The organism is Bacillus sp. NTK071, from assembly GCF_017303315.1.
Taxonomy (GTDB): domain Bacteria; phylum Bacillota; class Bacilli; order Bacillales; family Guptibacillaceae; genus Guptibacillus.
On the sequence record NZ_JAFKOI010000003.1, the window covers coordinates 26,861 to 51,623 of the forward strand.

Annotated in this window: 20 protein-coding genes; 3 read left to right on the plus strand and 17 right to left on the minus strand. The window is 43.0% G+C overall.

The genetic code is table 11. The annotated features are described in order from the left end of the window. Nucleotides 1–262: 262 nt before the first annotated feature. From rpoE to JI666_RS07850, 9 genes are all read right to left on the minus strand, one after another. Nucleotides 263–760 (minus strand): DNA-directed RNA polymerase subunit delta, encoded by a 498-nt coding sequence (gene rpoE, locus JI666_RS07810; RefSeq protein WP_349769312.1) that lies wholly within the window; start codon nucleotides 758–760, stop codon nucleotides 263–265. Between the two features lie 570 nt (nucleotides 761–1,330). Continuing rightward, complete coding sequence (icmF, locus tag JI666_RS07815; RefSeq protein WP_206890974.1) at nucleotides 1,331–4,585, minus strand: fused isobutyryl-CoA mutase/GTPase IcmF; 3,255 nt, start codon at nucleotides 4,583–4,585, stop codon at nucleotides 1,331–1,333. Between the two features lie 22 nt (nucleotides 4,586–4,607). Then, nucleotides 4,608–5,222: a TetR/AcrR family transcriptional regulator gene (locus JI666_RS07820; RefSeq protein WP_206890982.1), complete on the minus strand. Its 615-nt coding sequence runs from the start codon at nucleotides 5,220–5,222 to the stop codon at nucleotides 4,608–4,610. After that, complete coding sequence (meaB, locus tag JI666_RS07825; protein ID WP_206890485.1) at nucleotides 5,209–6,207, minus strand: methylmalonyl Co-A mutase-associated GTPase MeaB; 999 nt, start codon at nucleotides 6,205–6,207, stop codon at nucleotides 5,209–5,211. The genes JI666_RS07820 and meaB overlap by 14 nt, the downstream gene beginning before the upstream one ends. A 14-nt stretch (nucleotides 6,208–6,221) precedes the next feature. Beyond that, nucleotides 6,222–7,364 (minus strand): acyl-CoA dehydrogenase, encoded by a 1,143-nt coding sequence (locus tag JI666_RS07830; RefSeq protein ID WP_048311336.1) that lies wholly within the window; start codon nucleotides 7,362–7,364, stop codon nucleotides 6,222–6,224. A 96-nt stretch (nucleotides 7,365–7,460) separates the two neighbouring features. Next, a complete protein-coding gene (locus JI666_RS07835) occupies nucleotides 7,461–8,603 on the minus strand; it encodes an acyl-CoA dehydrogenase (protein WP_206890487.1) in 1,143 nt (380 codons plus the stop codon). A gap of 20 nt (nucleotides 8,604–8,623) precedes the next feature. After that, nucleotides 8,624–9,478: a 3-hydroxybutyryl-CoA dehydrogenase gene (locus JI666_RS07840; RefSeq protein WP_206890983.1), complete on the minus strand. Its 855-nt coding sequence runs from the start codon at nucleotides 9,476–9,478 to the stop codon at nucleotides 8,624–8,626. 14 nt (nucleotides 9,479–9,492) lie between these two features. Next, nucleotides 9,493–10,671 carry an acetyl-CoA C-acetyltransferase gene (gene mmgA, locus JI666_RS07845; RefSeq protein WP_206890489.1) on the minus strand — a complete coding sequence of 393 codons (1,179 nt, stop codon included), beginning with the start codon at nucleotides 10,669–10,671 and terminating at the stop codon, nucleotides 9,493–9,495. Nucleotides 10,672–10,831: 160 nt separating this feature from the next. After that, on the minus strand, nucleotides 10,832–12,940 hold the full coding sequence (locus JI666_RS07850) for a (Fe-S)-binding protein (protein WP_206890491.1): 2,109 nt from the start codon (nucleotides 12,938–12,940) through the stop codon (nucleotides 10,832–10,834). 238 nt (nucleotides 12,941–13,178) lie between these two features. On the opposite strand from JI666_RS07850, the gene cls reads away from it, so the two are divergent. Both cls and uvsE read left to right on the plus strand, forming a co-directional pair. Further along, nucleotides 13,179–14,366, plus strand: coding sequence for a cardiolipin synthase (cls, locus tag JI666_RS07855; protein WP_206890493.1), 1,188 nt, complete (start codon nucleotides 13,179–13,181; stop codon nucleotides 14,364–14,366). Nucleotides 14,367–14,447: 81 nt separating this feature from the next. Continuing rightward, a complete protein-coding gene (gene uvsE / locus JI666_RS07860) occupies nucleotides 14,448–15,404 on the plus strand; it encodes a UV DNA damage repair endonuclease UvsE (RefSeq protein ID WP_206890496.1) in 957 nt (318 codons plus the stop codon). 9 nt (nucleotides 15,405–15,413) lie between these two features. Here uvsE and JI666_RS07865 read toward each other — a convergent pair whose 3' ends face one another. From JI666_RS07865 to bacA, 6 genes are all read right to left on the minus strand, one after another. After that, the gene (locus JI666_RS07865; RefSeq protein WP_206890498.1) at nucleotides 15,414–15,584 is read right to left on the minus strand and encodes a XapX domain-containing protein; all 171 of its coding nucleotides are present in this window, start codon (nucleotides 15,582–15,584) and stop codon (nucleotides 15,414–15,416) included. Between the two features lie 297 nt (nucleotides 15,585–15,881). Then, nucleotides 15,882–17,543 (minus strand): arginine--tRNA ligase, encoded by a 1,662-nt coding sequence (gene argS / locus JI666_RS07870; RefSeq protein ID WP_206890500.1) that lies wholly within the window; start codon nucleotides 17,541–17,543, stop codon nucleotides 15,882–15,884. Next, entirely contained in the window at nucleotides 17,540–17,965 is a 426-nt protein-coding gene (locus tag JI666_RS07875; protein ID WP_206890502.1) for a YwiB family protein, read from the minus strand. The genes argS and JI666_RS07875 overlap by 4 nt, the downstream gene beginning before the upstream one ends. 297 nt (nucleotides 17,966–18,262) lie before the next feature. Continuing rightward, complete coding sequence (gene speB, locus JI666_RS07880; RefSeq protein ID WP_206890987.1) at nucleotides 18,263–19,141, minus strand: agmatinase; 879 nt, start codon at nucleotides 19,139–19,141, stop codon at nucleotides 18,263–18,265. Between the two features lie 7 nt (nucleotides 19,142–19,148). After that, nucleotides 19,149–19,976: a polyamine aminopropyltransferase gene (speE, locus tag JI666_RS07885; RefSeq protein WP_206890504.1), complete on the minus strand. Its 828-nt coding sequence runs from the start codon at nucleotides 19,974–19,976 to the stop codon at nucleotides 19,149–19,151. Nucleotides 19,977–20,345: 369 nt separating this feature from the next. Next, nucleotides 20,346–21,131 (minus strand): undecaprenyl-diphosphate phosphatase, encoded by a 786-nt coding sequence (gene bacA, locus JI666_RS07890; RefSeq protein ID WP_206890989.1) that lies wholly within the window; start codon nucleotides 21,129–21,131, stop codon nucleotides 20,346–20,348. A 224-nt stretch (nucleotides 21,132–21,355) separates the two neighbouring features. Here bacA and JI666_RS07895 point away from each other — a divergent pair, with 224 nt between their 5' ends. Further along, a complete protein-coding gene (locus JI666_RS07895; protein ID WP_206890506.1) occupies nucleotides 21,356–23,413 on the plus strand; it encodes a transglycosylase domain-containing protein in 2,058 nt (685 codons plus the stop codon). Nucleotides 23,414–23,442: 29 nt separating this feature from the next. Here the strand turns inward: JI666_RS07895 and JI666_RS07900 are convergent, their stop codons facing one another. After that, complete coding sequence (locus JI666_RS07900; protein ID WP_206890508.1) at nucleotides 23,443–23,691, minus strand: DUF2164 domain-containing protein; 249 nt, start codon at nucleotides 23,689–23,691, stop codon at nucleotides 23,443–23,445. 405 nt (nucleotides 23,692–24,096) lie between these two features. Further along, entirely contained in the window at nucleotides 24,097–24,624 is a 528-nt protein-coding gene (locus JI666_RS07905) for a YwhD family protein (RefSeq protein ID WP_206890510.1), read from the minus strand. Nucleotides 24,625–24,763: the final 139 nt, after the last annotated feature.

Sequence of the window (24,763 nt, forward strand, 5' to 3'; positions counted from 1 at the left end):
CTAGTCCCGCAGGAGTCGAGCACCTTCCGCTCCAATCAGCCAAATTTGATTCTTTATTCAAAAATTCTTTCAAAAGCAACAATCTTTGAGAAAAGAGCCTTTTAAAAATAAGACAAAAACAAAAAAAACAAAAGTGGCACCTGTCCCATAAATGAGGGGGCACTTTTGTTTTTATATCGTATCTATAAATATATTAGTTTATTGGTGAAGCCCAAAAATGATTCTACCGATTTCGTTACTGAAAGTCAAGAAGCGAAAGAAATTATTTCTTGTCTTCTTCTGAATCGTCTTCTACGTCGTCATCGTCATCGTCATCAATGTCTTCATCGTCTAAATCTTCCGTATCATCATCAAAGTCGTCGTCGTCAAAGTCATCAAGATCATCTACTTCTAGGTCCTCAAGATCATCTTCATCATCTTCGTCAAAACCTAGCTCATCGTCGTCTTTAGACTTTTTGCGTTTCTTCGGCTTGATTGTAGTTGCTAGCTCTTCCTGTGATTGCTCAACAGGATACCAACCTTTTAATCCCCACTGGTTGTCGCCAAGCGTAACGAAACGGCCGTCTGTATTTAGGTTTGTGTATACTTCTGCAAGCATTTCTTGAAGCTGAGTAGAGCTAAGTCCTTTCATCTTCCCAATTCGGTCCATTAGTGTATAGAAAGAAACGGGTTTCTTCTCATCTTGCAAAATGAAATACATAATATCAATCATCGATGTTTCTTGAATGTCTTCAGCAGAAAGCTGCTTTAAGCTACTCACGATATCGGCACTCCCTTTCCATTATCCTACGCTACTTCTAATAAATGACTCGCGTGCTTCAGCTGGTCGCTCTCTAGTAAAAGAACAAGTTGAGAAACTAGCTTATCATTCATTCATAGCTATTATTACATCTAACCTGTAGATCCTAATACAAAACATACCATTCATTATAAACAAATTTCAGCAATCTATGCTACGATTTTTGAACAAATCTATTGAAATGCTGTTTTGCAGACCGCGTTCCTTTGAGAGAAAGGGTGATTTCCGCTCTAGGTACTCGCTTTCCTTGGTGCGGGCGGTGAGCCTCCTCGTCGCTACTGCGGGGGCTCGCCTGTCCCACTTATCCCGAAGGAGTCGAGTACCTTCCTCTCCAATCACCTTTGGATCTTTTAAGAAAATCCATTTCAAAACAACAACCTTTTAAGAGAGAGGCATTAAAAATAGAAGAATCAATCCTGTAAACTCTCTCTTTCCTTCAGTAATTCTTGGCTTTCCTCCAACGAAAAGGAGGAAAGCTTCCCTTCCTCCTACAATAATATGAACGCTTGCATTTGACAAGTTGTTAACCGTCTACATATTTCGACGATATTTCCCGCCAACTTCATAGAGTGCTGTGGTGATTTGCCCGAGACTCGCAACCTTTACTGTTTCCATTAATTCTTCGAAAATATTTCCTTTTGTAAGGGCAGCGCGCTTTAAGCGATTAAGTCCGTCATTTGTCTTGTCAGCATGCTCTCCTTGGAACTGTTTTAAGTTCGTGATTTGCTGCTCTTTCTCTTCCTTGCTCGCTCGCGCAAGTTCCATGTTCCACTCTTCTTCTGCAGGTGGATTCGGATTTTTGTACGTATTTACGCCAACAATTGGAAGCTCTCCACTATGCTTTAGCATTTCATAATGCATCGATTCCTCTTGAATTTTACCACGCTGGTATTGCGTCTCCATTGCGCCAAGAACGCCTCCACGTGCATTAATGCGTTCAAATTCAGATAGAACGGCTTCTTCAACAAGATCTGTTAGCTCTTCAATAATAAAGGAGCCCTGAAGTGGATTCTCATTCTTCGTCAATCCATGCTCTTTCGTAATAATCATTTGAATCGCCATGGCACGACGAACGGATTCTTCTGTCGGGGTTGTAACAGCCTCATCATACGCATTTGTATGAAGCGAGTTACAGTTGTCATGAATTGCCATCAAGCCCTGTAGCGTCGTACGAATATCGTTGAAATCCATCTCCTGTGCATGGAGTGAGCGACCGGACGTTTGTACGTGGTACTTCAGTTTCTGACTTCGTGCATTTGCGCCGTACTTCTCCCTCATAACAGTAGCCCAGATTCTACGAGCGACTCTACCAATAACGGTGTATTCTGGATCTAGCCCGTTACTGAAGAAGAATGATAAATTCGGTGCGAACTTATCGATATCCATACCACGGCTCAAGTAATATTCCACATACGTAAAGCCATTCGCAAGTGTAAACGCAAGCTGAGAAATTGGATTCGCTCCCGCTTCTGCAATATGATAGCCAGAAATGGAGACAGAATAATAATTTCGAACGTTTTCGTTAATGAAATACTCTTGAATGTCACCCATCATACGTAGGGCAAATTCCGTTGAGAAAATACACGTGTTTTGACCTTGATCTTCTTTAAGAATATCGGCTTGAACGGTACCACGAACTGTACTGAGTGTGCTTGATTTAATTTCCGCTAGCTCCTGCTCGGTTGCTTTACGTCCTTCTTTCTCTTCGAAGCGATTGATCTGCTGCTCAATTGCCGTATTCATGAACATCGCAAGGATGATCGGAGCAGGTCCATTGATCGTCATCGAAACTGATGTTGACGGTGCACACAGGTCGAATCCTGCATAAAGTTTCTTCATATCATCAAGCGTACAAATGCTAACCCCACTCTCGCCAACTTTACCGTAAATATCAGGGCGATAGTCTGGATCTTCTCCATACAGAGTTACCGAATCAAAAGCGGTACTAAGACGCTTGGCATCCTCGTTCTCAGAAAGGTAATGGAACCGGCGATTTGTTCGTTCCGGCGTTCCTTCTCCTGCGAACTGACGCTTAGGATCCTCTCCTTTTCGCTTGAACGGGAAAACACCGCCTGTATACGGGAAAGAACCTGGGACATTTTCTTTCAATACCCAGCGAACAATTTCTCCCCAGTCTTCGTACTTTGGAAGGGATACTTTCGGTATATCAAGACCAGCAAGACTTTTCGTTGTTAACTCTGTAACGATTTCTTTATCACGAATGACCGTTACAAATTCCTTGCCGCTATATTTCTCTTTCAACTCTGGCCAGTTCTCAATGATTTTTCTCGTTTCAGCATGCATGTCATCCATATTTTGATCTTTCATCCCTGACAACATCGAAATCGTCTCGTCATTTCCTTCTGTGCTCTCTAACATTTCAATTGTTCCTTGAAGCTGGAATGCTTTCCGAGCAAGCTGTACTTGCTTCTCCACATATTCATGGTAGCGACGAACAGAGCCTGAAATATCCTGCAAATATTGCTGGCGCTGTGGTGGAATGATTAAGTTTAATTTCTCAACGATATCGCTTGTTTCGATATCTGTTGCCCAATCATTGCGGCATTTGCGATGAATCGTATCAACAAGTGCTTTGAAAAGCGTATTGGTGCCTGGATCATTAAACTGACTGGCGATCGTGCCATAGACAGGCATCTTATCAAGGCTTTGCTCAAATAGCATATGACTGCGCTGGTATTGTTTCTTTACATCACGTAGCGCATCTTCAGAGCCTTTTCGCTCGTATTTATTAATCACAATTAAATCAGCAAAATCGATCATATCAATTTTCTCTAGCTGTGAAGGCGCACCGAATTCACTTGTCATCACATACATCGAAACATCGGCAATTTCAACGATCTCGGCATCCCCCTGGCCAATACCGCTTGTTTCAATGATGATCAAGTCATATCCGGCCGCTTTCACAACGGTTAACGCTTCTCGAATCGAAAGCGATAGTTCGGTCTTAGATTTACGCGTGGCAAGACTTCTCATAAAGACACGATCGTTATGAATGGCATTCATGCGGATACGGTCTCCAAGAAGGGCTCCACCAGTCTTTTGCTTTGTCGGATCAATCGATAGGATCGCAACCGTTTTCTCACTGAACTCATTAATGAAACGACGTACGAGCTCATCTGTTAAGGAACTTTTCCCCGCTCCACCTGTTCCTGTAATACCGATTACCGGTGTTTCCGTTGCCATTGATTTCAGCTTATCGAATACCTTCTCAGCTGTTGCTGCTGTCTCTTCTGTTACCTCCGCTCCATAGCTTTCAGCAAGCGTAATAAGGCTAGAGACGGCTTGAGGATCGCGCTCGTGAAGACGATCAATCTGGTTGTCGATTTGCTTAAATGTCGGAAAATCGCATTCTTTTATCATCAGATCAATCATTCCCTGAAGACCAAGATCACTTCCATCGTCAGGTGAGAAAATACGAGAAATGCCGTATTCATGTAGCTCCTTAATTTCTTTCGGAATAATTACGCCACCACCGCCACCGTAGATCTTAACGTGTGAAGCGCCTTTTTCTTTTAAGAGATCATACATGTACTTAAAGTACTCCATGTGACCACCCTGATAAGAAGAGATGGCAATTCCCTGTGCGTCCTCTTGAATCGCTGCATTTACAACTTCTTCAACCGAGCGATTGTGTCCAAGGTGAACAACCTCTGCTCCACTAGACTGTAAAATTCGTCGCATAATGTTAATGGATGCATCATGACCATCAAACAAACTTGAAGCGGTTACAAAACGAACGTGATGAACCGGCTTATACGTTTCCATTACACTCACTGCTATTCCTCCTCTAAACGTTTTTTGCTTCAACAGGATTCAGTGCTTGAATGATAAAAGCTTCCTGCATCTTTGTGTATTCTTCTATTGAATAACGAGATCTAAGCGCCCAGCGCCTGAACACCCACATTTGTCCTTGAACGAGAATATTATGGGCAGCCCCATATATTTCATCTTCTGAAAGATGAAGTTTTCCTTCTGCCACACATTCTTCAATCAGCTTCTCGAAGATTTCGGCCATCCCAAGTTCTTTTTTCAGTACATAAGGGAGTGTTTCACGTGGAAGGGACTTCGCTTCCTGGTACATGACAAGCACTTCATCCTGCATATCATCCATCACATGATAAAACGCATGAAGGGCCTGTCGTAACCGTTCAATTCCAGAGATATTCGGTTTTAACTGCTCTTCCAGACGCTCGCGGACTTCATCATAGATGCTGTCGCAAACGAGGTACAGTACATCTTCTTTTTTGCGGATGTATTCATAGAGCGTTCCGATGCTGAATCCCGCTACCCGTGCGATTTCTCTCGTCGTCGTACGGTGAAATCCCTTTTCTTTAAAAAGGGACACCGCCGCCTTAATCATTTGTTCACGTCTTTTCTGGATGAGTTTTTCATCCTTCACCATCGAAGGAACGTTCTTTTTCACCTTCCCATCCCCTTCCTCTTAGCGTTTGTCGACCAACATAATCCTCAAGCAGCCGAACCGCCGCTGAGTAAGGGTCAACTGAACCACTTGTCACTTCTTCGATCCAGCTTTTATCGCGAGATTCTTCTTGTTCAACGAGCTTTTTCATCATTTCCGCATGAACAACTTCAATGACTTCACGTTCAAGCGACGTCTTTCGTCTCGCCTCTCGCTCACCTGACTGCTTGCTGTATGCAAAGTGTTCCTGAATCTTCTCCCAGAGTTCCTCAAGACCTTCACTTCTTACAGAAACGGTTTTGACGATTGGCGGACGCCACGGCGCATCATGCTTCACAATATCAAGCATGCTTTCAAGCTCGGCTAGTAGCTTCGGCACCCCTGACAAATCTGCCTTATTCACTACAAAAAGATCCGCGATCTCCATGATGCCTGCTTTAAACACCTGAACGACATCACCGCTACCAGGATTCAATACAACTGCAATCGTATCGGCGATTTTCATAATATCGAGTTCGGATTGGCCAACGCCAACGGTTTCAATTAGAATGACGTCAAAACCAAACGCATCCATTAGCCGAACCGTTTCTTTCGTTGTACGTGATAATCCACCAAGACTCCCTCTCGTTCCCATGCTACGGATGAAAACACCAGGATCCGTAAAATGTTCCGCCATCCTCACCCGATCACCTAGAAGAGCACCTCCGCTAAATGGGCTCGTTGGGTCGACCGCTACTACACCAACGGATAACCCCTGTTTCCTAAGATAAGTAATGAGCCTGTTAACGAGCGAGCTTTTACCAGCACCCGGCGATCCCGTCATCCCAATATAATGAGCGCGTCCTGTCATTGGATGGATATCCTTTAGTAGCTCTAGCTTTTCTGCCGAATCATTCTCAACAAGGCTAATCGCTTTAGCAAGTGCACGTTCATCCTGATTTGACATTCGTTCTGCGAGTGGATGCATTGCTTTCACCCTTCTTAATCAGCCATCAACATTCTTGAAATAACAAGACGCTGAATTTCATTCGTTCCTTCATAGATTTGCGTAATCTTTGCATCTCTCATATAACGCTCAACTGGATAGTCTTTCGTATAACCATAGCCTCCAAACACTTGGACAGCTTCTGTTGTCACTTCCATTGAGATGTCACCTGCATACAATTTAGACATCGCTGATTCTTTGCCGTATGGTAGTCCCTGACTTTCCTTCCATGCTGCTTGATATGTTAATAGTCTTGCTGCTTCGATTTTCGTTGCCATATCAGCAAGCTTGAAGCCAATGCCCTGATTCTCTCCAATTGGTTTACCGAACTGCTTGCGCTCTTTCGCGTATGCCGTTGCAGCATCCAGTGCTCCTTGTGCAATTCCGACTGCCTGTGCTGCGATACCGTTACGACCACCATCTAGTGTTTTCATCGCAATCTTAAAGCCCTGTCCTTCATCGCCAAGACGATTCTCAACCGGAACGCGGCAATCTTCGAAAATAATTTCTAGCGTTGGAGATGAGCGAATTCCAAGCTTTTTCTCTTTTTTACCCATCGAGAATCCTGGCGTATCTTTCTCAACGATAAATGCCGTAATTCCCTTGTGACGCTTTTCTTTATCTGTTTGAGCAAACACGATATAAATATCTGCTTCGCCACCGTTTGTGATGAAAATTTTTGATCCGTTCAAGATGTAATCATCGCCATCAAGCTTAGCGGTCGTTTTCATGCCACCTGCATCCGATCCTGATCCAGGTTCAGTTAGGCCGTATGCTCCCATTAGCTTTCCTTCTGCCATCGGACGAAGGAATTTCTGCTTCTGCTCTTCCGTTCCAAACGCATTCACAGGCCAGCCGGCAAGAGACGTGTGAGCAGAAAGCGTAACGCCTGTCGATGCACAAACGCGGGAAAGCTCTTCTACCGCAATAACATAGCTTAAATAATCAGAGCCAATTCCACCATACTCTTCAGACCACGGAATGCCCGTTAATCCAAGCTCCGCCATTTGTTCAAACAAGTTGCGATCAAAACGTTCTTCCTCATCACGCTCTGCAGCTGTTGGTTCAACTTCCTTTCTTGCAAAGTCACGGACCATTTTACGTAGCATTTCATGTTCTTCTGATAGTTGGAAATTCATATGATTTCTCTCCTTTAGGTGGTTTGGACAATAAAATAAGATTTTGGACAATATATTTGATTTTCGGACAATAAACCGGGTTTCCGCGGCTAGTTTCTAGCGGAGTAAGTTCCTACTTATCACGATTTTCTGTATTTCACTCGTGCCTTCGTAGATTTCGCATACTTTTGCGTCTCTAAAGAGGCGCTCAACTGGGTAATCTTTTGTGTAACCATATCCGCCGTAGACTTGGACGGCTTCGATTGATGCTTTGACGGCTGCTTTCGATGCGAAGAGCTTTGCCATTGATACTTCCTGCATGCACGGCGTGCCGTGGTTCTTCAGGTCTGCTGCACGATAGGTTAATAGTTTCGCAGCTTCCACTTCCGTTGCCATATCAGCGAGTTTGAAACCAAGACCCTGGTTCTGGCCGATCGGCTTACCGAACTGCTCGCGTTCTTTGGCGTAAGCTGTTGCATATTCCAATGCGGCTTCTGCAATTCCAAGAGACTGTGCAGCGATCCCGATTCTGCCGCTTTCAAGGTTCGCCATCGCAATCTTGAAGCCCTGACCTTCTTCACCAAGACGATTCTCAATTGGTACACGGCAATCTTCGAAAATGATTTCTACAGTGTTGGATCCGTTAAGCCCCATTTTCTTTTCCTTTTTACCAACGCTAAATCCAGGCATATCACGTTCGATAATAAAAGCTGTGACGCCTTTACTTCCTTTTTCATCTTGATTCGTACGTGCAAAAGCAACATACGTATCAGCTTCGCCACCGTTCGTGATGAAAATTTTCGAACCGTTCAAGATATAGTGATCACCATCACGAACCGCACGTGTTTTCATACTACTTGCATCAGAGCCTGAACTCGGTTCTGTTAGAGCAAATGCTCCGAGATATTCACCTGTCGCAAGTTTTGGAACGTATTTCTGTTTCTGCTCTTCCGTTCCAAATGAAAGAATCGGCAATGTGCCAACAGATGTATGAACGGAAAGAATGACCCCAACCGTTGCACTCACTTTGGATAGTTCATGAATCGCGATGATATAAGATGTATAATCCATCTCAGCGCCACCATAGGCTTCCGGAATCGGGATACCCATTAATCCAAGCTCACCCATTCGCTTGATCAGTTCGCGTGGAAAACGGTCCGTTTCTTCCATTTCCTCAATAATTGGCGCAATTTCTTTCTCAGCAAAATCACGAACCATCTTCTGCATCATCTTCTGCTCTTCCGTAAATACAAGCTCCATGCTCGTTCCCCCTCTTGGTGTTAATCCTGGTATTGGTAGAAGCCTCTTCCTGTCTTACGTCCGAGCCAGCCGGCTTTCACATACTTACGAAGAAGCGGGCATGGGCGATACTTATCGTCGCCAAATCCTTCTTGAAGCGTTTCCATAATATAAAGACACGTATCAAGACCAATAAAATCAGCGAGCGTTAGCGGCCCCATTGGATGATTCATCCCTAGCTTCATCACGCTATCGATATCCTCAGGAGACGAAACACCTTCATACACTGTATAAATGGCTTCATTAATCATTGGCATCAAGATGCGATTGGATACAAAACCAGGGAAGTCATTTACTTCAACCGCTGTTTTCCCGAGATCCACTGCTAATTTCTCAACTGCCTGATAGCTCTCATCTGTCGTCGCTAAGCCACGAATGATTTCAACGAGTTTCATAACAGGAACCGGATTCATGAAATGCATACCGATGACTTTCTCAGGTCTTTTAGTAGCTGCAGCAATTTCCGTAATTGGAAGGGATGATGTATTCGTTGCAAGAATTGCATGCTCTGGTGCGATTTCATCAAGACGCGCGAAGAGGTTGCCTTTCACTTCCATGTTTTCAACTGCTGCTTCAATGACAATATCTACGTGCTTTGCATCGTGAATATCTGTTGTTGGCTTTAATCGATCCATCGTTCCATTTAAGTCTTCCTGTGTAATTCGCTCTTTGGAAACTTGTTTTGAAAGGTTTTTCTCAATTCTTGCAAGTCCTTTATCGATATATTCCTGCTTTAGATCGTTTAAATAGACAGTGTATCCGGATACTGCACATACTTGTGCAATCCCTGCACCCATTTGTCCTGCACCGATTACCATAATTGTTTTGATTTCCATCATCATTCCGCCTCCTATACTTGAACCATAATGGCGTCACCCTGGCCGCCACCGCTGCAGATTGCTGCAATGCCGATGCCACCGCCACGTCTTTTTAATTCATGGATAAGTGTAATTAGAATTCTCGCTCCACTTGCGCCAATCGGATGCCCCAGTGCGACTGCGCCGCCATGCACATTCACTTTTTCTTCATCAAGCGAAGCGATCTTGCCACTTGTTAGGGCAACTGCTGCAAAAGCTTCGTTGATTTCGAAAAGGTCAATCTCTTCAAGCGTCTTGCCTGTTTTCTTCAGTAGTTCATTAATGACTAGACCAGGAGTTTTTGGAAAGTCCTTTGCTTCGACGGCGATTGCGGTATGAGCTAGAATGGTCGCCATCACTTCTTTGCCTTCCTTAGCTGCACGATCTTCAGACATGAGGACAAGCGCCCCAGCTCCGTCGTTTACGCCAGGTGCATTTCCTGCGGTAATCGTTCCATCTGCACCAAAGACAGGCTTCAGCTTGCTTAATTGTTCAGTCGTTGTGCCCTTACGCGGTGCTTCATCGTGTTCAACAACGAGTGGATCACCTTTACGCTGTGGTACTTCAACCGGAACGATTTCCTCAGCAAAGATTCCTTCTTCCATTGCTTTCACCGCACGCTCCTGGCTTCTAGATGCCCAGCGATCCTGCTCTTCTCTTGATACTTCATACTCCTCTGCCGTTGTATTGCCGTATACACCCATATGACAACCGTCAAACGAACAAGTAAGCCCATCATGAACCATCAAGTCAACAATCTGCTTATCTCCCATTCGCATGCCCCAGCGTGCATCTTTCATAATGTAAGGCGCATTGCTCATCGATTCCATTCCACCAGCAACAATCACTTCTTCATCGCCAGAACGGATGATTTGATCACCGAGCGTCACACTGCGTAGTCCTGATGCACACACCTTATTAATCGTTTCCGTTTTCACTTCCCATGGAATACCTGCGTTTCTAGCAGCTTGACGAGAAGGGATTTGCCCCTGACCTCCTTGAAGGACAGAACCCATAATCACTTCACCAACAGAAGCAGGATCAACACCTGCACGCTTCAACGCTTCTTTAATCGCTGTTCCACCGAGCTGTGATGCTTCGATTGACTTCAATGCCCCACCAAACTTACCAAATGGCGTTCTTACTCCACTTACAATGACTGTTTTTCCCATTCGAAAAACCTCCTCTTGTTATTGAAAACGCTACCATAAAAGGGTAAAACACGACTGAACGCTCGCTCACCTTATCGACAAAGCGACAAAGGAAAGAGCTCATACAGGTTGTCAAAAACCTGCATAAGCTTACCCTTTGAAGAAACTTCTCTCTATCAACTTATTGAACGACTGCTTCTTTTTGAACAATAGATCGCTCTAGAATTTCAACGATATCAAGTGTTGCCACTTCTTCTTCTACTTCTTTCGCTTTCGTTCCATCGCTCATCATTGTTAAGCAATATGGACACGCACTTCCGATTACGGAAGGTTTGACACTAAGTGCCTGCTCAGTTCGAGTTACGTTGATGCGGGAACCAGTGTCTTCCTCTGTCCACATCAATCCGCCACCAGCTCCACAGCACATACCGTTTTCACGGTTACGATCCATCTCGATGACTTCTACACCAGGAATGCTGCGTAGAATTTCGCGTGGTGGATCATAAACTTCATTGTAACGGCCGAGGTAACAAGAATCATGATACGTAATTCTCTCGTTTACTTCGTGTTTCGGCTTTAGTTTTCCTTCTTTAATCCAGTCATACAATAATTCTGTATGGTGATAAACCTCTGCTTCAAGTCCAAATTCAGGATACTCGTTTTTCAATGAGTTATAAGCATGAGGATCAATCGTCACTATCTTAGTGATGTTATGTTTCTGGAACGTTTCAATATTCTTTTGTGCAAGATCCTGGAATAGGAACTCGTTCCCAACACGTCTTGGCGTATCGCCTGAGTTTTTCTCCTTGTTACCAAGGATTGCGAATGAAATGCCTGCTTCGTTCATAATCTTCGCAAAGGAAGCTGCAATCTTTTGGCTACGGTTATCATAAGAGCCCATTGAGCCAACCCAGAAAAGGTACTCAAACTCTTCACCAGCTTTTTCTTTTTCTTTCACAGTAGGTACAACGATATCATCACGCATATCGCGCCAGTTCTCACGCTCTTTACGGCTAATGCCCCACGGGTTGCCTTGACGTTCAATGTTCGTAATCGCACGCTGTACATCGCTATCCATCTTCCCTTCCATTAGGACAAGGTGGCGACGCATATCGATGATTTTATCAACGTGTTCGTTCTCTACTGGACACTGATCCTCACAGTTACGACACGTCGTACATGCCCAGATCTCTTCTTCTGTAATAACGTTACCAATTAATTCATCACTAACAAGTGATTCAGCAGCTGCTGCCGTTTCTTGCTGGCCACGTGACTGGTAAGCAATCTGGTTTCCTGCAGTATTTGAGAATGCATATGCAGGTACCCATGGCGTTCTTGATGTAACGGCTGCACCTTTTTCGGTTAAATGATCACGTAGCTTTACAATTAAGTCCATTGGCGAAAGAATTTTACCTGTTGCAGTTGCTGGGCACATGTTTGTGCATCGACCACATTCTACACATGCGTATAGATCAACAAGCTGTTTCTGATTAAAATCTTCAATCTTATTGACACCATATTCCTCTTGACTCTCATCTTCAAAATTAATGGAGGAAAGCTGACCGACTTTGTTTGTACGACCAAGGAATACGTTAACAGGTCCTGCAATTAAGTGCGCGTGCTTGGACTGCGGTACGTATACCATAAACGTTAGTAATACAAGAAGGTGAATCCACCAGAAGAAGAAAAAGAGTGCAATGGCAGCTGTCTCATTAATCCAGGAAAAGAGAAATGCAATTCCTGAAGCGATAGGAGCACTCCATGAATAATCAAGGTCATGCCAGAGGATTTCCATTCCGTTTCCAAATAGAACTGAGATCATTAAAAGCCCAATAAATAAAAGCACGAGTCCTGCTTTAAATCCTTTTTTCAACCTTGCAATCGCTTCAATATAACGACGATAAAATGCCCAAACGACGGCTGTCAAAATCATAAGCGTTACGAGTTCTTGAAAGAACGTAAACGCTGGATATAAAGGTCCAAGAGGAAGATGTGATTCCGGCGATAGACCTTTAATAACCATGTCAATCGCACCGAATTGAACGAGAAGGAAACCGTAGAACATCATCACATGGATGGTTCCACTCTTCTTATCTTTTAATAATTTCTTTTGCCCGAATACTTTGACCAGAATCGCTTCTAGTCGTTCTTTCATGGAATGATCAAATTCTGCTTTCTTCCCTAGCTTAATGTATTCATATCTTGTTTTCACAACATATCCAAACAAAGAGAATGCGTAAGCGGTTACAAGAATGAAAGCAATCCAGTTGGCGATCAATAAAGCATCCATGTTGGCAAACCTCTCCTTTCATGTCATTCCTTCTTGTTAGCACGCTTTACGATATCTGAACAGAGTCGGATGAACAGATAATTAATGAAAACGCTTTTAAGTCAGAATGAAAGTAATTTTCTGACTACAGTATAACACAAAATAAACTGAATGAGCATTCAGTCAGAGAAAAATTTTTACTTTTTTCTAATTTAGGACAAACTATGACAACTAACTTGATTGATCGGAGGGACATGGAATGGGATTCGTACTGGCACTCATACTAGCTATCATCATTTGGATCACGATTGATCTTATTCAGGGATCTAAGATAAGACATCATTCACCCCCTTCCGCCCAGTTAACCTTGAATGGAAATATTGAATTCATCGCAGATGGGGAAGACTTTTTTAAGATCTTGCTTGAGGATGTGGATAAGGCTGTTCAACATATTCATATGATGTTTTATATTTTTAGGGATGATGAAACCGGCATGAAATTCATTGAAGAGCTGTGCCGAAAAGCCTCAGAAGGTGTAAGTGTTTATTTACTTGCTGATTACGTTGGTAGCCATGGACTGAAGAAAACAACCATTGAACAATTGACATCTTGTGGTGTTCATTTTTCTTTTTCTAGGAAAATTTATTTGCCATTCTTGTTCTCTTCTTTAAATAAGCGAAATCATCGTAAAATCACTATCATCGATGGGAAAATCGGATACGTTGGTGGATTTAACGTTGGCGATGAATACGCAGGGAAGAAACCGAAGTTTGGGTATTGGAGAGACTATCATCTTCGCGTGACTGGAGAAGCAGTAATGGGACTTCAAAAGCAGTTTTTATTCGATTGGAAAGCAGATAACGCTCCATTACAAGTGGACGACTCTTTTTATCCACCTCTGCCAAAAGGTGAGACGGAGATTAAATACCATATTACAAATGGGTTTGGGGTTAAAGAATCGTTTGCAGAATATATTAACAAGGCTACCGCCTCTATCATTATTGGTTCGCCCTATTTTATTCCTGGTGAGATGGTACAAAAAAGCCTTGTTGATGCGATCCAGCGAGGTGTGTCAGTTAAACTGATTCTTCCAATGAGAGCCGATCACCCCCTGGTTAAGGAAGCTTCTTACCGATATCTAGTCGAGCTAATTGAAGAAGGCGGCGAAGTTTATCAATATATGAACGGTTTCTATCACGCAAAAGTAATGGTCGTGGATAATCAAATTTGCGATATTGGCACGGCAAATTTTGATCAGCGAAGTTTTCATATTAATGGTGAAATTAATTGCATCTTTCAAAGTAAAGAGGTTCTTGATCAGATTATGGAAGTGATTAATCGTGATTTTATCCAATCAGAACGTCTTGATCTTGCACGTCTTAAAAAGAGAACAATAAGCAACAGGTTAATCAGTCCATTTGCCCGACTCTTAAGCCACTTCTTGTAGTACGAATGTGTGGAGAGCCGTTTGGTTTTAGTGCTAGAGGGAATAAAACATCAGACACAACAGAGAAAGGAATGCCATGCTATGCAACTGCGCTTCGGCTATGTTTCCAATGCGCTTGCTCTCTATGAAGCGTCACCCGCTAGAACGATGACGTTTGCAAGTTGGTCAAAGCTCTCAAAAGAGGAGAGGGAAACAAAGCTTCACTCGATTACAGATACAAATCTCACAAGTACTCTTAGAGCGCTTCATTATAATATTGCTCATGAAATCGAATTATATCGCATGTCTTCTTCCATCGTTCCCCTTGCTACCCATCCAGAAGCAACGTGGGATTACATAACACCCTTTCGTGATAAATTTAAGGAAATTGGTGATCTTGTTAAAAAGCATAAACTCCGCGTTAGCTTTCATCCGAATCAGTTTACGTTATTTACAAGTCCTAAACAACACGTAACAGACAATGCGATTGGTGACCTTGATTATCATGTTGCCATGCTGCAAGCAATGGGACTTGATAAGCGTGCCATTACAAACATTCATATTGGTGGAGCATACGGGGATAAAGAGGAAACTCTCAAGCGCTTTCACATGAATTTCGATACCATTCCAGAACCAATTCGATCACACGTAACACTTGAAAACGATGATAAAACATACAACGCTTTAGAAACACTTGAGACGTGCGAACGGACAGGTGTTCCCTTCATATTTGATTACCATCATCATATGGCGAATCCAGGTGAAGGACTTCCTGAGAATTTTTTGGAGCGTGTTCACAAGACATGGCAATCTCATCACATACGACCTAAATACCACCTCTCATCACCTAAATCGGAAAAGGCTTACCGTAGCCACGCAGATTATGTAGATCATGAGTTTGCCCTTCCTTTTATTAAAATGTTGAAGGAGTACGGCGAAGACGCAGATATTATGATTGAGGCAAAGAAAAAAGACCTCGCAGCACTTAAACTAGTTGAAGATCTTTCAACAGTCCGCGGCGTCAAGCGTCTTAGTGGAGGGTCTCTTCTTTGGAAATAAGTCACCAACTTAAAGGGACAGAAATCCCGAAAGCCAATCATAAGCTTTAAACCCGAGATAGATTCCAATGATCCCTGCAATACCAGCAAAGGCTGGAGGCGCTGGGATCGGTAGCTTTAAAAAAGCAAAAACCAAGCCAACAATAAATCCGGTTAATGTTGCAATCAAAATCGTCTTCATTAAATCGCCCCTTTCTTAAAGTATGACCGAATAAGGAAATGACTATAAAAAGCTTTTCATAATTACGTTATAGTAGTTGGGAGCGATTTCCGCTCCTGTGGGACCCGTCCCGCTAGTCCCGCAGGAGTCGAGCTCCTTCCGCTTCAATCGGCTAAGTGTGTGCTTTTCTAACACCTCACAAAACATCAATCTTTTATAAAGAAAAGCGATAGAGAATCTAGTTACTGCAGCTAGAACTTAAAAGCGGAAGTGACCGAATAAAACCCCCTGCTGCTCGTGCAACAGGGGGTTTTTCGTTTACATTTTTTCTGGTGCTGTTACGCCAATAATTTCTAGTGTATTTTTAATTGTTTGGCGCACGGCTTTCATAAGTTTGAAACGTGCTGCACTTTTTGCAAGATCCTCAGAATCAAGCACGCGTTCAGCGTTGTAGAAGCTGTGCAGTGCTGCAGCAAGTTCGAATGCATAGTTTGTAATGCGGTGCGTCATACGCTTATCCGCTGCTTCAGAGATTGCTTCAGGAAGCTCTCCAAGCTTCTTCAGAAGATCCATTTCTTTCTCAGATGTAATTAGAGAAAGGTCTGCATCATCTGTTAAGCCCATCTCTTCCCCTTGACGAAGGATGCTACATACGCGAGCATGTGCGTACTGCACGTAATAAACAGGGTTTTCATTTGAACGTGATACGGCAAGGTCCATATCAAAATCAAGATGGGAGTCTGAACTTCTCATTGAGAAGAAATAACGCATTGCGTCAATGCCCACTTCGTCCATCAATTCACGAAGGGTAACAGCTTTCCCTGTTCTCTTACTCATCTTCATTTTCTCGCCATCTTTAAACAGGTTAACCATTTGAATGATTTCAACTTCAAGCTGCTCACGCTTGTATCCTAGAGCTTCAATAGCCGCTTTCATTCTTGGGATGTACCCGTGATGGTCAGCGCCCCAAATGTTGATCAGCTTATCAAATCCACGAGAAAGCTTATCCTGGTGATACGCGATATCTGGTGTTAGATACGTATATGAACCATCGCCTTTGATGAGTACGCGGTCTTTATCATCGCCGTAAGTTGTTGATCGGAACCACGTTGCGCCGTCCTGATCAAACGTCTCACCACGGTCTTTCAGTTTCGCAAGGACATCATCAATTTTACTTGACGCGTAAAGGGATGTTTCAGAGAACCAAACGTCGAATTCAACGCCAAATTCCTTCAAATCTTTTTTGAGCTTCTCAAGCTCACGCTCAAGACCATATTCGCGGAAATAAGCATAACGCTCTTTATCATCAAGTTGAAGTAAGCGATCGCCTTCCTTTTCAACAAGATCTTTACCGAATTGAACAATATCCTGCCCTTGATAGCCGTCTTCAGGCATGTCCTTTTCTTTTCCTAGCGCCTGCATGTAACGCGCTTCTAAAGAAACGGTTAGATTATGAATTTGGTTCCCAGCATCGTTAATGTAATATTCGCGTGATACATCATACCCAGCGCGATCCAGAATGTTACAAAGCGTATCTCCAACAGCCGCTCCACGTGCATGTCCTAAATGCAAGCTACCTGTTGGGTTCGCTGATACAAACTCCACCTGAATCTTCTCATTACGATTTGCTGATCGTCCGTACGCATTGCCATGATCAAGAATCGTTGGAATGAGTTCTGTTAGATAAGCTGTATCCATGAAAAAGTTAATAAACCCTGGTCCAGCAATATCAATTTGCTTAATGCCAGCTTTTTGCATATCAAGGTTCGCTTTCAAATCCTCAGCAATCGCACGTGGGGCTTTCTTTGCAATTCGCGCAAGCTGCATTGCCATATTCGTCGCATAGTCACCGTGCGCCTTATCTTTTGGTGATTCTAGAATAACTTCTGGAATCTCACTTTCTGATGCAAGATTCGCCTTCAGGACGGCCTGCTTAATTTCTTCTTTTAACTGCTCTTTCTTTTGTTCAACACTATTCATTGACTTGCTCCTTTCCAGGTTAGCGTCAGTTCATGCCGCTGTGTTTCATCTTCTTCAAGGTATAGTAAATAGCGAAGCGTCAGACGTCCTTTGTTCTTCTCACGATCCACTAGCTGTTCAATACGTTCTGTTCGTATTTGCATCGGCATTGATCCGAAAGGCGTTTTATAAAGAGACTCTGATACATGGCCAGGTGCAAACTGTTGGCGCATCGAGAGAGCTCCCCTGCGAATGACCGTCACTTGTTCTTTATCTATTTTAACAGTTGTTGAAACCTTACCAATTTCAAGGTCCTCTTCATAACGTATATAAAGTGCCTCTCCCTTTTCAACAATGCTTCCGTTCACTGTTTGTTTCGATGAATCTTTCTGATTCCCAGACTCTATTCGGGAATCGATCTTTAATTCAATCTCACTACTCATTCTTTCACGTCCTAACTAAAGCTTTAACTTTCTTATTATAAGAAAAGCGTAGGCGGCTTGTCCACCCCCGACAAGCTTAAGGCGGGTCTCAGTGTGACGCTTTTTGTCACAATGAGAATCGACTTAAGACCTCGAGGGGGTAGCCGCCGGAGCTAGATCAAGAAAAGCGCAGGTGGGTTGTCCACCCCCGACAAACTTAGGGCTTCAGTAATAAATGAATTAGACCACAGAAGTATATCCCTACTCTTCCAATAAAAAAGAGACTGTATTCAAAATGAATACAGCCTCAGAACAATTTTATTTCTTGTCTGTCCAGCCTAGTAGCATCTCACGGATAAATTTACTTGCCGCGATTGGCGTCTGTTCAGATGGATCATAAGCAGGTGCAACCTCTACTAGGTCAGCACCAACCACGTTCAAACCTGAGTTTGAAATGGCTGAGATAGCCTCAAGAAGCTCTTTAGACGTAATGCCGCCAGCTTCTGCTGTGCCTGTCCCAGGCGCATGCGCCGGATCAAGAACATCAATGTCGATTGTCACATACACGTTGCGTCCTTCAAGCGATGGAAGAACCTCTTTTAGCGGCTCTGCCACTTCGAATTTATGCATATGCATGCCGGACTCATAAGCGAACTGGAATTCTTCACGCATCCCAGAGCGAATTCCGAACGAGTACACATTCTCAGCACCAATTAACCCACAAATTTTACGAACTGGTGTGGAATGAGACAGCGGTTCCCCTTCATATTCCTCACGAAGATCCGCATGTGCATCAATATGGATGACGGCAAGATCATCATACTTTTTATGAAAAGCTTTAAGGATTGGCCACGTAACAAGGTGTTCGCCACCCATTCCAAGTGGAAACTTACCAGCTTCAAGTAATGAATCAATATATTCTTCAATCATATCAATGCTCCGCTTGGGGTTACCGAATGGAAGTGGAATATCGCCCGCATCGAAATAGCGAATCTCTTCAAGATGACGATCTGCATACGGGCTATATTCCTCAAGTCCAAGTGAAGCTTCGCGAATACGTCCCGGACCAAAACGAGAGCCAGGACGGAAGCTTACTGTCCAGTCCATGGGCATGCCATAGATGACAACGTTACTGTCCTCAAAAGAAGGATTGCTTAGAATAAAAACATTACCTGAATAAGCTTCATCGAATTTCATGCTCATCTTATTTCACTAGATCCTGTACGAATTTAGGAAGCGCGAAGCATGCAGTGTGAAGCTCTTTTGTATAATACTTTGTATCAATTTCATGGAAGCGACTTTCAGGGACCTCAAGCGGATCATTCTGTTTGGAACCGATTGTGAACGTCCAAAGACCACTTGGGTATGTTGGAATGTTCGCTGTATAAACGCGAGTAATCGGGAAGATTTCTCTCACATCACTTGATACTTGAGAGATCAAATCGGCTTTGAACCAAGGATTGTCCGTTTGTGCCACGAAAATACCGTCTTCCTTTAGTGCTTTTGAGATCCCTTCATAGAAGCCGCGCTCAAAAAGCTTAGCAGCAGGTCCAACTGGTTCTGTGGAATCAACCATGATTACGTCGTATTCCCCTTCACTCTTTGCAATGTGCATAAAGCCGTCATCTACAAGCACTTCAACGCGCTCATCTTCAAGAGCTCCTGCAATGGAAGGAAGGTATTTCTTAGAGTATTCAATGACTTTGCCATCAATTTCAACAAGCGTTGCTTTTTCAACAGATGGATGCTTTAATACTTCGCGAATAACACCACCGTCACCGCCACCAACAACAAGAACATGTTTTGGATTAGGGTGTGTGAAAAGAGGTACGTGTGCAACCATTTCGTGATAGACGAACTCATCTTTCTCAGTTGTCATAACCATGCCATCAAGGACGAGCATGTTTCCGAATTCTTCTGTTTCAATCATATCTAGACGCTGAAAATCAGTTTGCTCTGTATGCAGCGTTTGTTTAATTTTAGCTGTAATACCGAAGCGTTCTGTTTGTTTTTCTGTATACCATAATTCCATTTAAACCACTCCTCTATTTCAATCTGCTCTACTTCTCCGTTCCCGAATCACATTCGTCCAAACAGGATTAGTATATTGCAAAAGAATCTATCTAAACAAAGCACAAGAAAAGTATAGTCGACTCGCGATAAAAAGCAAGAGAAATTTATATATTCATTTAAAATGGGAAACGTCTACCTATAAGAGTAGTGGTTGATTTCCGCTACAGGTGCTCGCTTTCCGCGGGGCGGGCGGTGAGCCTCCTCGTCGCTTACGCTCCTGTGGGGTCTCACCTGTCCCACTAGTCCCGCAGGAGTCGAGCACCTTTCGCTCCAATCAACTATGATGTGTAGATCTTTATACAAAACCTCTTTCAAAAACAAAAAAATATTAGAAAAGGATCATCCACACAAAAAGAGCCAGCACGAATCGATAGATGGCAAACGGGATTAAGCGGACGCGTTCGATAAATTTTATGAACGTTACAATAGCTAAAAGCGCTACGAAGAAGGCTGTGAGGAACCCTGTCGCGAATAAAGGGATATCGGACACAGCTAAGTATTGATAGCTTTTCAACAAATCATATCCGCTTGCGGCAACCATCATTGGTACAGCTAGTATAAATGAGAACTCTGCAGCTGTTTTGTGGTTTGTACCAAGTAAAACGCCACCAGAGATTGTTGCACCTGATCGGGAGAAACCTGGCCAAAGGGCAAGGCATTGAAACAGACCAATCGAGAAGGCTTGACGCAAGGTTAGATCGTCAAGACTTGAGCTAGTTGGTGGACGCTGCTTTAGATCAGCTACAATCATTAGCACACCACCAATTACTAACCCAATGACAACAGTATATGGTGAGAATAAGTAGGTTTTAATAAGTCCATGAAGAAGAAAGCCAGCCACTACGGCGGGAATCATCCCGAGTATAAGGTGTGCGAGTGACAAACCACCTTGCTTTTTACCTGGAGATAGCAGATCAATAAACCTCTTCCGATACATGACAACAACAGCAAGAATTGACCCCAGTTGAATCACAATCTCAAACGTTTTAGCCCTTTCACCTGTGAAATCCAACCAGTATCCAGTCAAAATAAGATGACCTGTTGATGATACGGGTAGAAATTCAGTTACCCCTTCAACAATACCTAGAATAATCGCAATGATCATTTCCATTATCGTCTCTCCCCTAGCGCAAAATAATAATAAGTATCCCACATTCTTCTTGCAATAAGAATCCTACTAACAAAATAAAAGTAAGCTTACGGTTTCTCTTACTTCATCCTATTCACAAATTGGACAAATATATTTCTCTACTGGTTGGAAGTTTATCTATTTAAGCGTTTAAGAGTTTCTAGATTGTCACATACTAGATTTAAAACGACGAATGTGGGGTGAACCACATGAAATGGCTTAAGGAAGAGCGATTCCAGTATTGGAGACGCTGGGGAATGCTTCTTGGTAGGCTTATGATAATCGGTATTGTGTTGCTCGGGGTTTCATTCGGGTCTCTTTATTTGCTAGCTGTTGTCATTGGCGCTCCCGAAATTCAGGTGCCACAAACAACGATTTATTATGATTACGATAAAAACGTTATAGATGAAAGCAATAAAGAAGGACAGAATCGTTATTGGGTTAAACTTGATGACATTTCACCTAACGTGATTGACGCGACAATAGCAATTGAAGATCGGAATTTCTATACTCATTCTGGTTTTGATTTTAAACGAATTGGCGGTGCGATCCTAGCTGACCTTAAAGCGATGGCCAAAGTTCAAGGCGCTAGCACAATTACACAGCAATACGCGCGTAATCTTTTTCTTGAGCATGATAAAACGTGGAAACGGAAAGTTGTAGAAGCTTTCTACGCTTACCGTCTTGAGGTTCATTACTCCAAGAAAGAGATTCTAGAAGGTTATTTAAATACCATTTATTATGGTCACGGCTCCTATGGGATTGAATCGGCTGCAAGAACTTATTTCGGTAAATCAGCTCAAGATCTTACGCTCGCAGAAGCAGCGATGCTTGCTGGTGTTCCAAAAGGTCCCGGTTATTACTCACCTTATGCAAATGCAGAACGCGCAAAGAATCGTCAAGAAACAGTGCTTGACGCAATGGTAGCGAATCATTCATTAGATCAAGCTGAAGCACAGCAAGCTTTGCTAGAAAACATGGCATTGCAGACGTTTAGTGAAGAAACCGAGCCAGAAATAGCTCCTTATTTTGCAGCAGAAGTGAAAAAAGAACTTAAATCAAAGCTAGCACTTGATGAGCGGGTAATTGATCAAGGTGGCCTTCACGTCTATACGACGCTTGATGCAGATATGCAAAAAAAGGCGGATTACTGGGTTGCATCAAGTATTGATAAAGACAGTGACATTCAAGCAGCTCTTGTAGCGATGGAGCCAACAACCGGTGCAGTAAAAGCACTAATTGGTGGACGGAATTACGAAGAAAGTAAATTTGATCGCGCAACAATGGCAAAGCGGACACCAGGCTCGACTTTTAAACCGCTCCTATATTATGCGGCTGTCAAAAATGGGTTTACACCATCTACCCTAGTTCGTAGCGAACCAACAACGTTCTACTATGATAATGATAAAGAAACATACTCACCTCATAATTATGGAGATGCGTATGCAAACGATGAAATCACCCTTGCTCAAGCGTTAGCGCTCTCAGACAATATTGTGGCCGTGAAAACACATATGTTTCTAGAAGAAAAAACGCTTGTGAAGACAGCAAAAGACTTCGGAATCAAGAGTAAGCTCTCTCCTATTCCGTCACTAGCACTTGGGACAAAGCCCGTCGGCATGATGGAAATGGCTGATGCCTACAGCATGCTTGCGAATGGAGGGAAGAGTGTTACACCGTACTATATCGAGAAAGTAACGGACCGAGATGGGAAAGTTATTTATCAACATGCTTCTGAATCTGAGCTCGTTTTGGATCCAGCAGTTGCCTTCGTCACAACAGATATGATGACAGGAATTTTCGATGAATCATTAAACGACTATACACGTGTAACTGGTTCAGGAATTGATCATTTGCTAACACGTCCAGCAGCAGCCAAAACAGGTACGACCTCAACCGATAGCTGGATGGTTGGTTTCACACCGCAACTTACCGCTGCTGTATGGGTTGGATATGATAAAGGTGAAAAGTTAAATTATCGGAATGACGGTTTATATGCAAAAAAGATCTGGGCAAATTTCATTGAGGATGCACTAAAGGGAGAAGAAGTTCTTGATTTCGAACCTCCTAAAAATGTCATTGCTGTGGATATTGACCCGCAAACTGGTTTACTCGCAAGTGAAAATTGCCCAACCAAACGTCTAACTTATTATATAGAAGGAACCGAACCACACGAGCACTGTGCAGATCATCCAGGAGGAACTACTGAAGAAGGTAGAAAAAGCCACAAAGGGCTTCTCGATCGGTTCTTCCATTGGATTAGATAGTCATAACGGACGCCAAATGGCGTCCGTTATTATCTTCCTATTTCAGTTTTCTTAAGGGCCTCTAAATCCTGTTCAATACTCATCCATTTTTGTTCCGTCATCGAGATCGCATCTGAGATACCAGCATTGTAAAGTGTTGGGCCTATGTCGGACATAATGAAGTGAAGAAAATTCTCTGCTGCAAGTTCTCCAATTTCTTCATCACGCTCATCATAGAAATAGGATTGGATACGCTCTACAAGTTCTTTCTTTTTCTCTCTAGGAATCTGTTTCCACATGGCACTCATCCTTTCTGTGATTTTTCGTAGGCTTTGTAGCAATAAAAGTAGTGGATTTACGCTACAGGTGCTCGCTTTCCGCAGGGCGGGCGGTGAGCCTCCTCGTCGCTAACGCTCCTGTGGGGTCTCACCTGTCCCGCTAGTCCCCCATGAGTCGAGCACCTTCCGCTCCAATCAGCTAAATGTAGCACTTCAATCAGAACCTCTTTTAAAACAGCATTCTCTTAAAAAACAGCCTATTTTAATTTTGTAAGCGTTATTATATCCAAGTAACCAGAACAGCCCGGGGAAAGATTCCCCGGGCCGTTTTGGGTCCTAGCTATATGTGTTGCGTATAAATAAGTTTACGCTCAGTTTTCTAAAACCTCAAGACCTTTTGTCATTTATTCGAAAAACAAATTAAAGTTAGTCTTGAAGTCCCAGTTTTACCTCATCACTTGAACGCTCATACACATCTTTATCAAACTCAATTAAATACTCACGTAGCATCTTTTTAGATTTGGCATCCATATGGTCAACCACAACTTTACCTTTCATGGATTTATCCATGTTGTTTACGTGTTCAGGCATGCTTTTCCAAGCGCGTTTCGCTTCAGCATTAAGAAAGAACTCACACGCTCCAATTCCGTAATAGTGAGGACCATCCTCAGTTTTTTGAAGTGTTACCCAAACGATCCATGCCGTATGTCCATCGGGTACTTCTTCACGAGTCTTCACAAGCTTCTTCCGCTTCTCAAGAGCGCTTCTTGCATGAAGTGCACCAACGTCAACGTATATCTCGTCTGTTGTTGGATCAATAATAACGGGCGACACGTTATCAAGGTTGATCGTACCTACACCATATCCACCGTGCCCATCTGTTGAGTCACCGCTTAGAATATTAAAGCCTGTTGAAGGCTTCTTTTTCGGCTTTTGCTCTTCTTCATTTGCCATTTTTATCTACCTCCTTCAATCACAAATCTCCACTATCATTTTATCACAATTAATCCTACGTATTCATCCAGGAGCTCTCATGCTTGATATAATAGCTCCTATCAAATTTCCTCTTGTCAAAAGTGGTTTTTACGAATAT

Bases quoted from the DNA above. Each gene is read 5' to 3' on its own strand.
- JI666_RS07875 (WP_206890502.1), bottom strand. From the start codon at position 17,965: ATGAGTAGTGAGATTGAATTAAAGATCGATTCCCGAATAGAGTCTGGG.
- JI666_RS07830 (WP_048311336.1), bottom strand. From the start codon at position 7,364: ATGAATTTCCAACTATCAGAAGAACATGAAATGCTACGTAAAATGGTC.
- JI666_RS07850 (WP_206890491.1), bottom strand. From the start codon at position 12,940: ATGGATGCTTTATTGATCGCCAACTGGATTGCTTTCATTCTTGTAACC.
- JI666_RS07820 (WP_206890982.1), bottom strand. From the start codon at position 5,222: ATGGTGAAGGATGAAAAACTCATCCAGAAAAGACGTGAACAAATGATT.
- JI666_RS07900 (WP_206890508.1), bottom strand. From the start codon at position 23,691: ATGTGGAAACAGATTCCTAGAGAGAAAAAGAAAGAACTTGTAGAGCGT.
- mmgA (WP_206890489.1), bottom strand. From the start codon at position 10,671: ATGGGAAAAACAGTCATTGTAAGTGGAGTAAGAACGCCATTTGGTAAG.
- speE (WP_206890504.1), bottom strand. From the start codon at position 19,976: ATGGAATTATGGTATACAGAAAAACAAACAGAACGCTTCGGTATTACA.
- JI666_RS07905 (WP_206890510.1), bottom strand. From the start codon at position 24,624: ATGGCAAATGAAGAAGAGCAAAAGCCGAAAAAGAAGCCTTCAACAGGC.
- uvsE (WP_206890496.1), top strand. From the start codon at position 14,448: ATGCAACTGCGCTTCGGCTATGTTTCCAATGCGCTTGCTCTCTATGAA.
- icmF (WP_206890974.1), bottom strand. From the start codon at position 4,585: ATGGAAACGTATAAGCCGGTTCATCACGTTCGTTTTGTAACCGCTTCA.
- JI666_RS07840 (WP_206890983.1), bottom strand. From the start codon at position 9,478: ATGGAAATCAAAACAATTATGGTAATCGGTGCAGGACAAATGGGTGCA.
- argS (WP_206890500.1), bottom strand. From the start codon at position 17,543: ATGAATAGTGTTGAACAAAAGAAAGAGCAGTTAAAAGAAGAAATTAAG.
- JI666_RS07865 (WP_206890498.1), bottom strand. From the start codon at position 15,584: ATGAAGACGATTTTGATTGCAACATTAACCGGATTTATTGTTGGCTTG.
- JI666_RS07895 (WP_206890506.1), top strand. From the start codon at position 21,356: ATGAAATGGCTTAAGGAAGAGCGATTCCAGTATTGGAGACGCTGGGGA.
- speB (WP_206890987.1), bottom strand. From the start codon at position 19,141: ATGAAATTCGATGAAGCTTATTCAGGTAATGTTTTTATTCTAAGCAAT.
- JI666_RS07835 (WP_206890487.1), bottom strand. From the start codon at position 8,603: ATGGAGCTTGTATTTACGGAAGAGCAGAAGATGATGCAGAAGATGGTT.
- cls (WP_206890493.1), top strand. From the start codon at position 13,179: ATGGGATTCGTACTGGCACTCATACTAGCTATCATCATTTGGATCACG.
- meaB (WP_206890485.1), bottom strand. From the start codon at position 6,207: ATGCATCCACTCGCAGAACGAATGTCAAATCAGGATGAACGTGCACTT.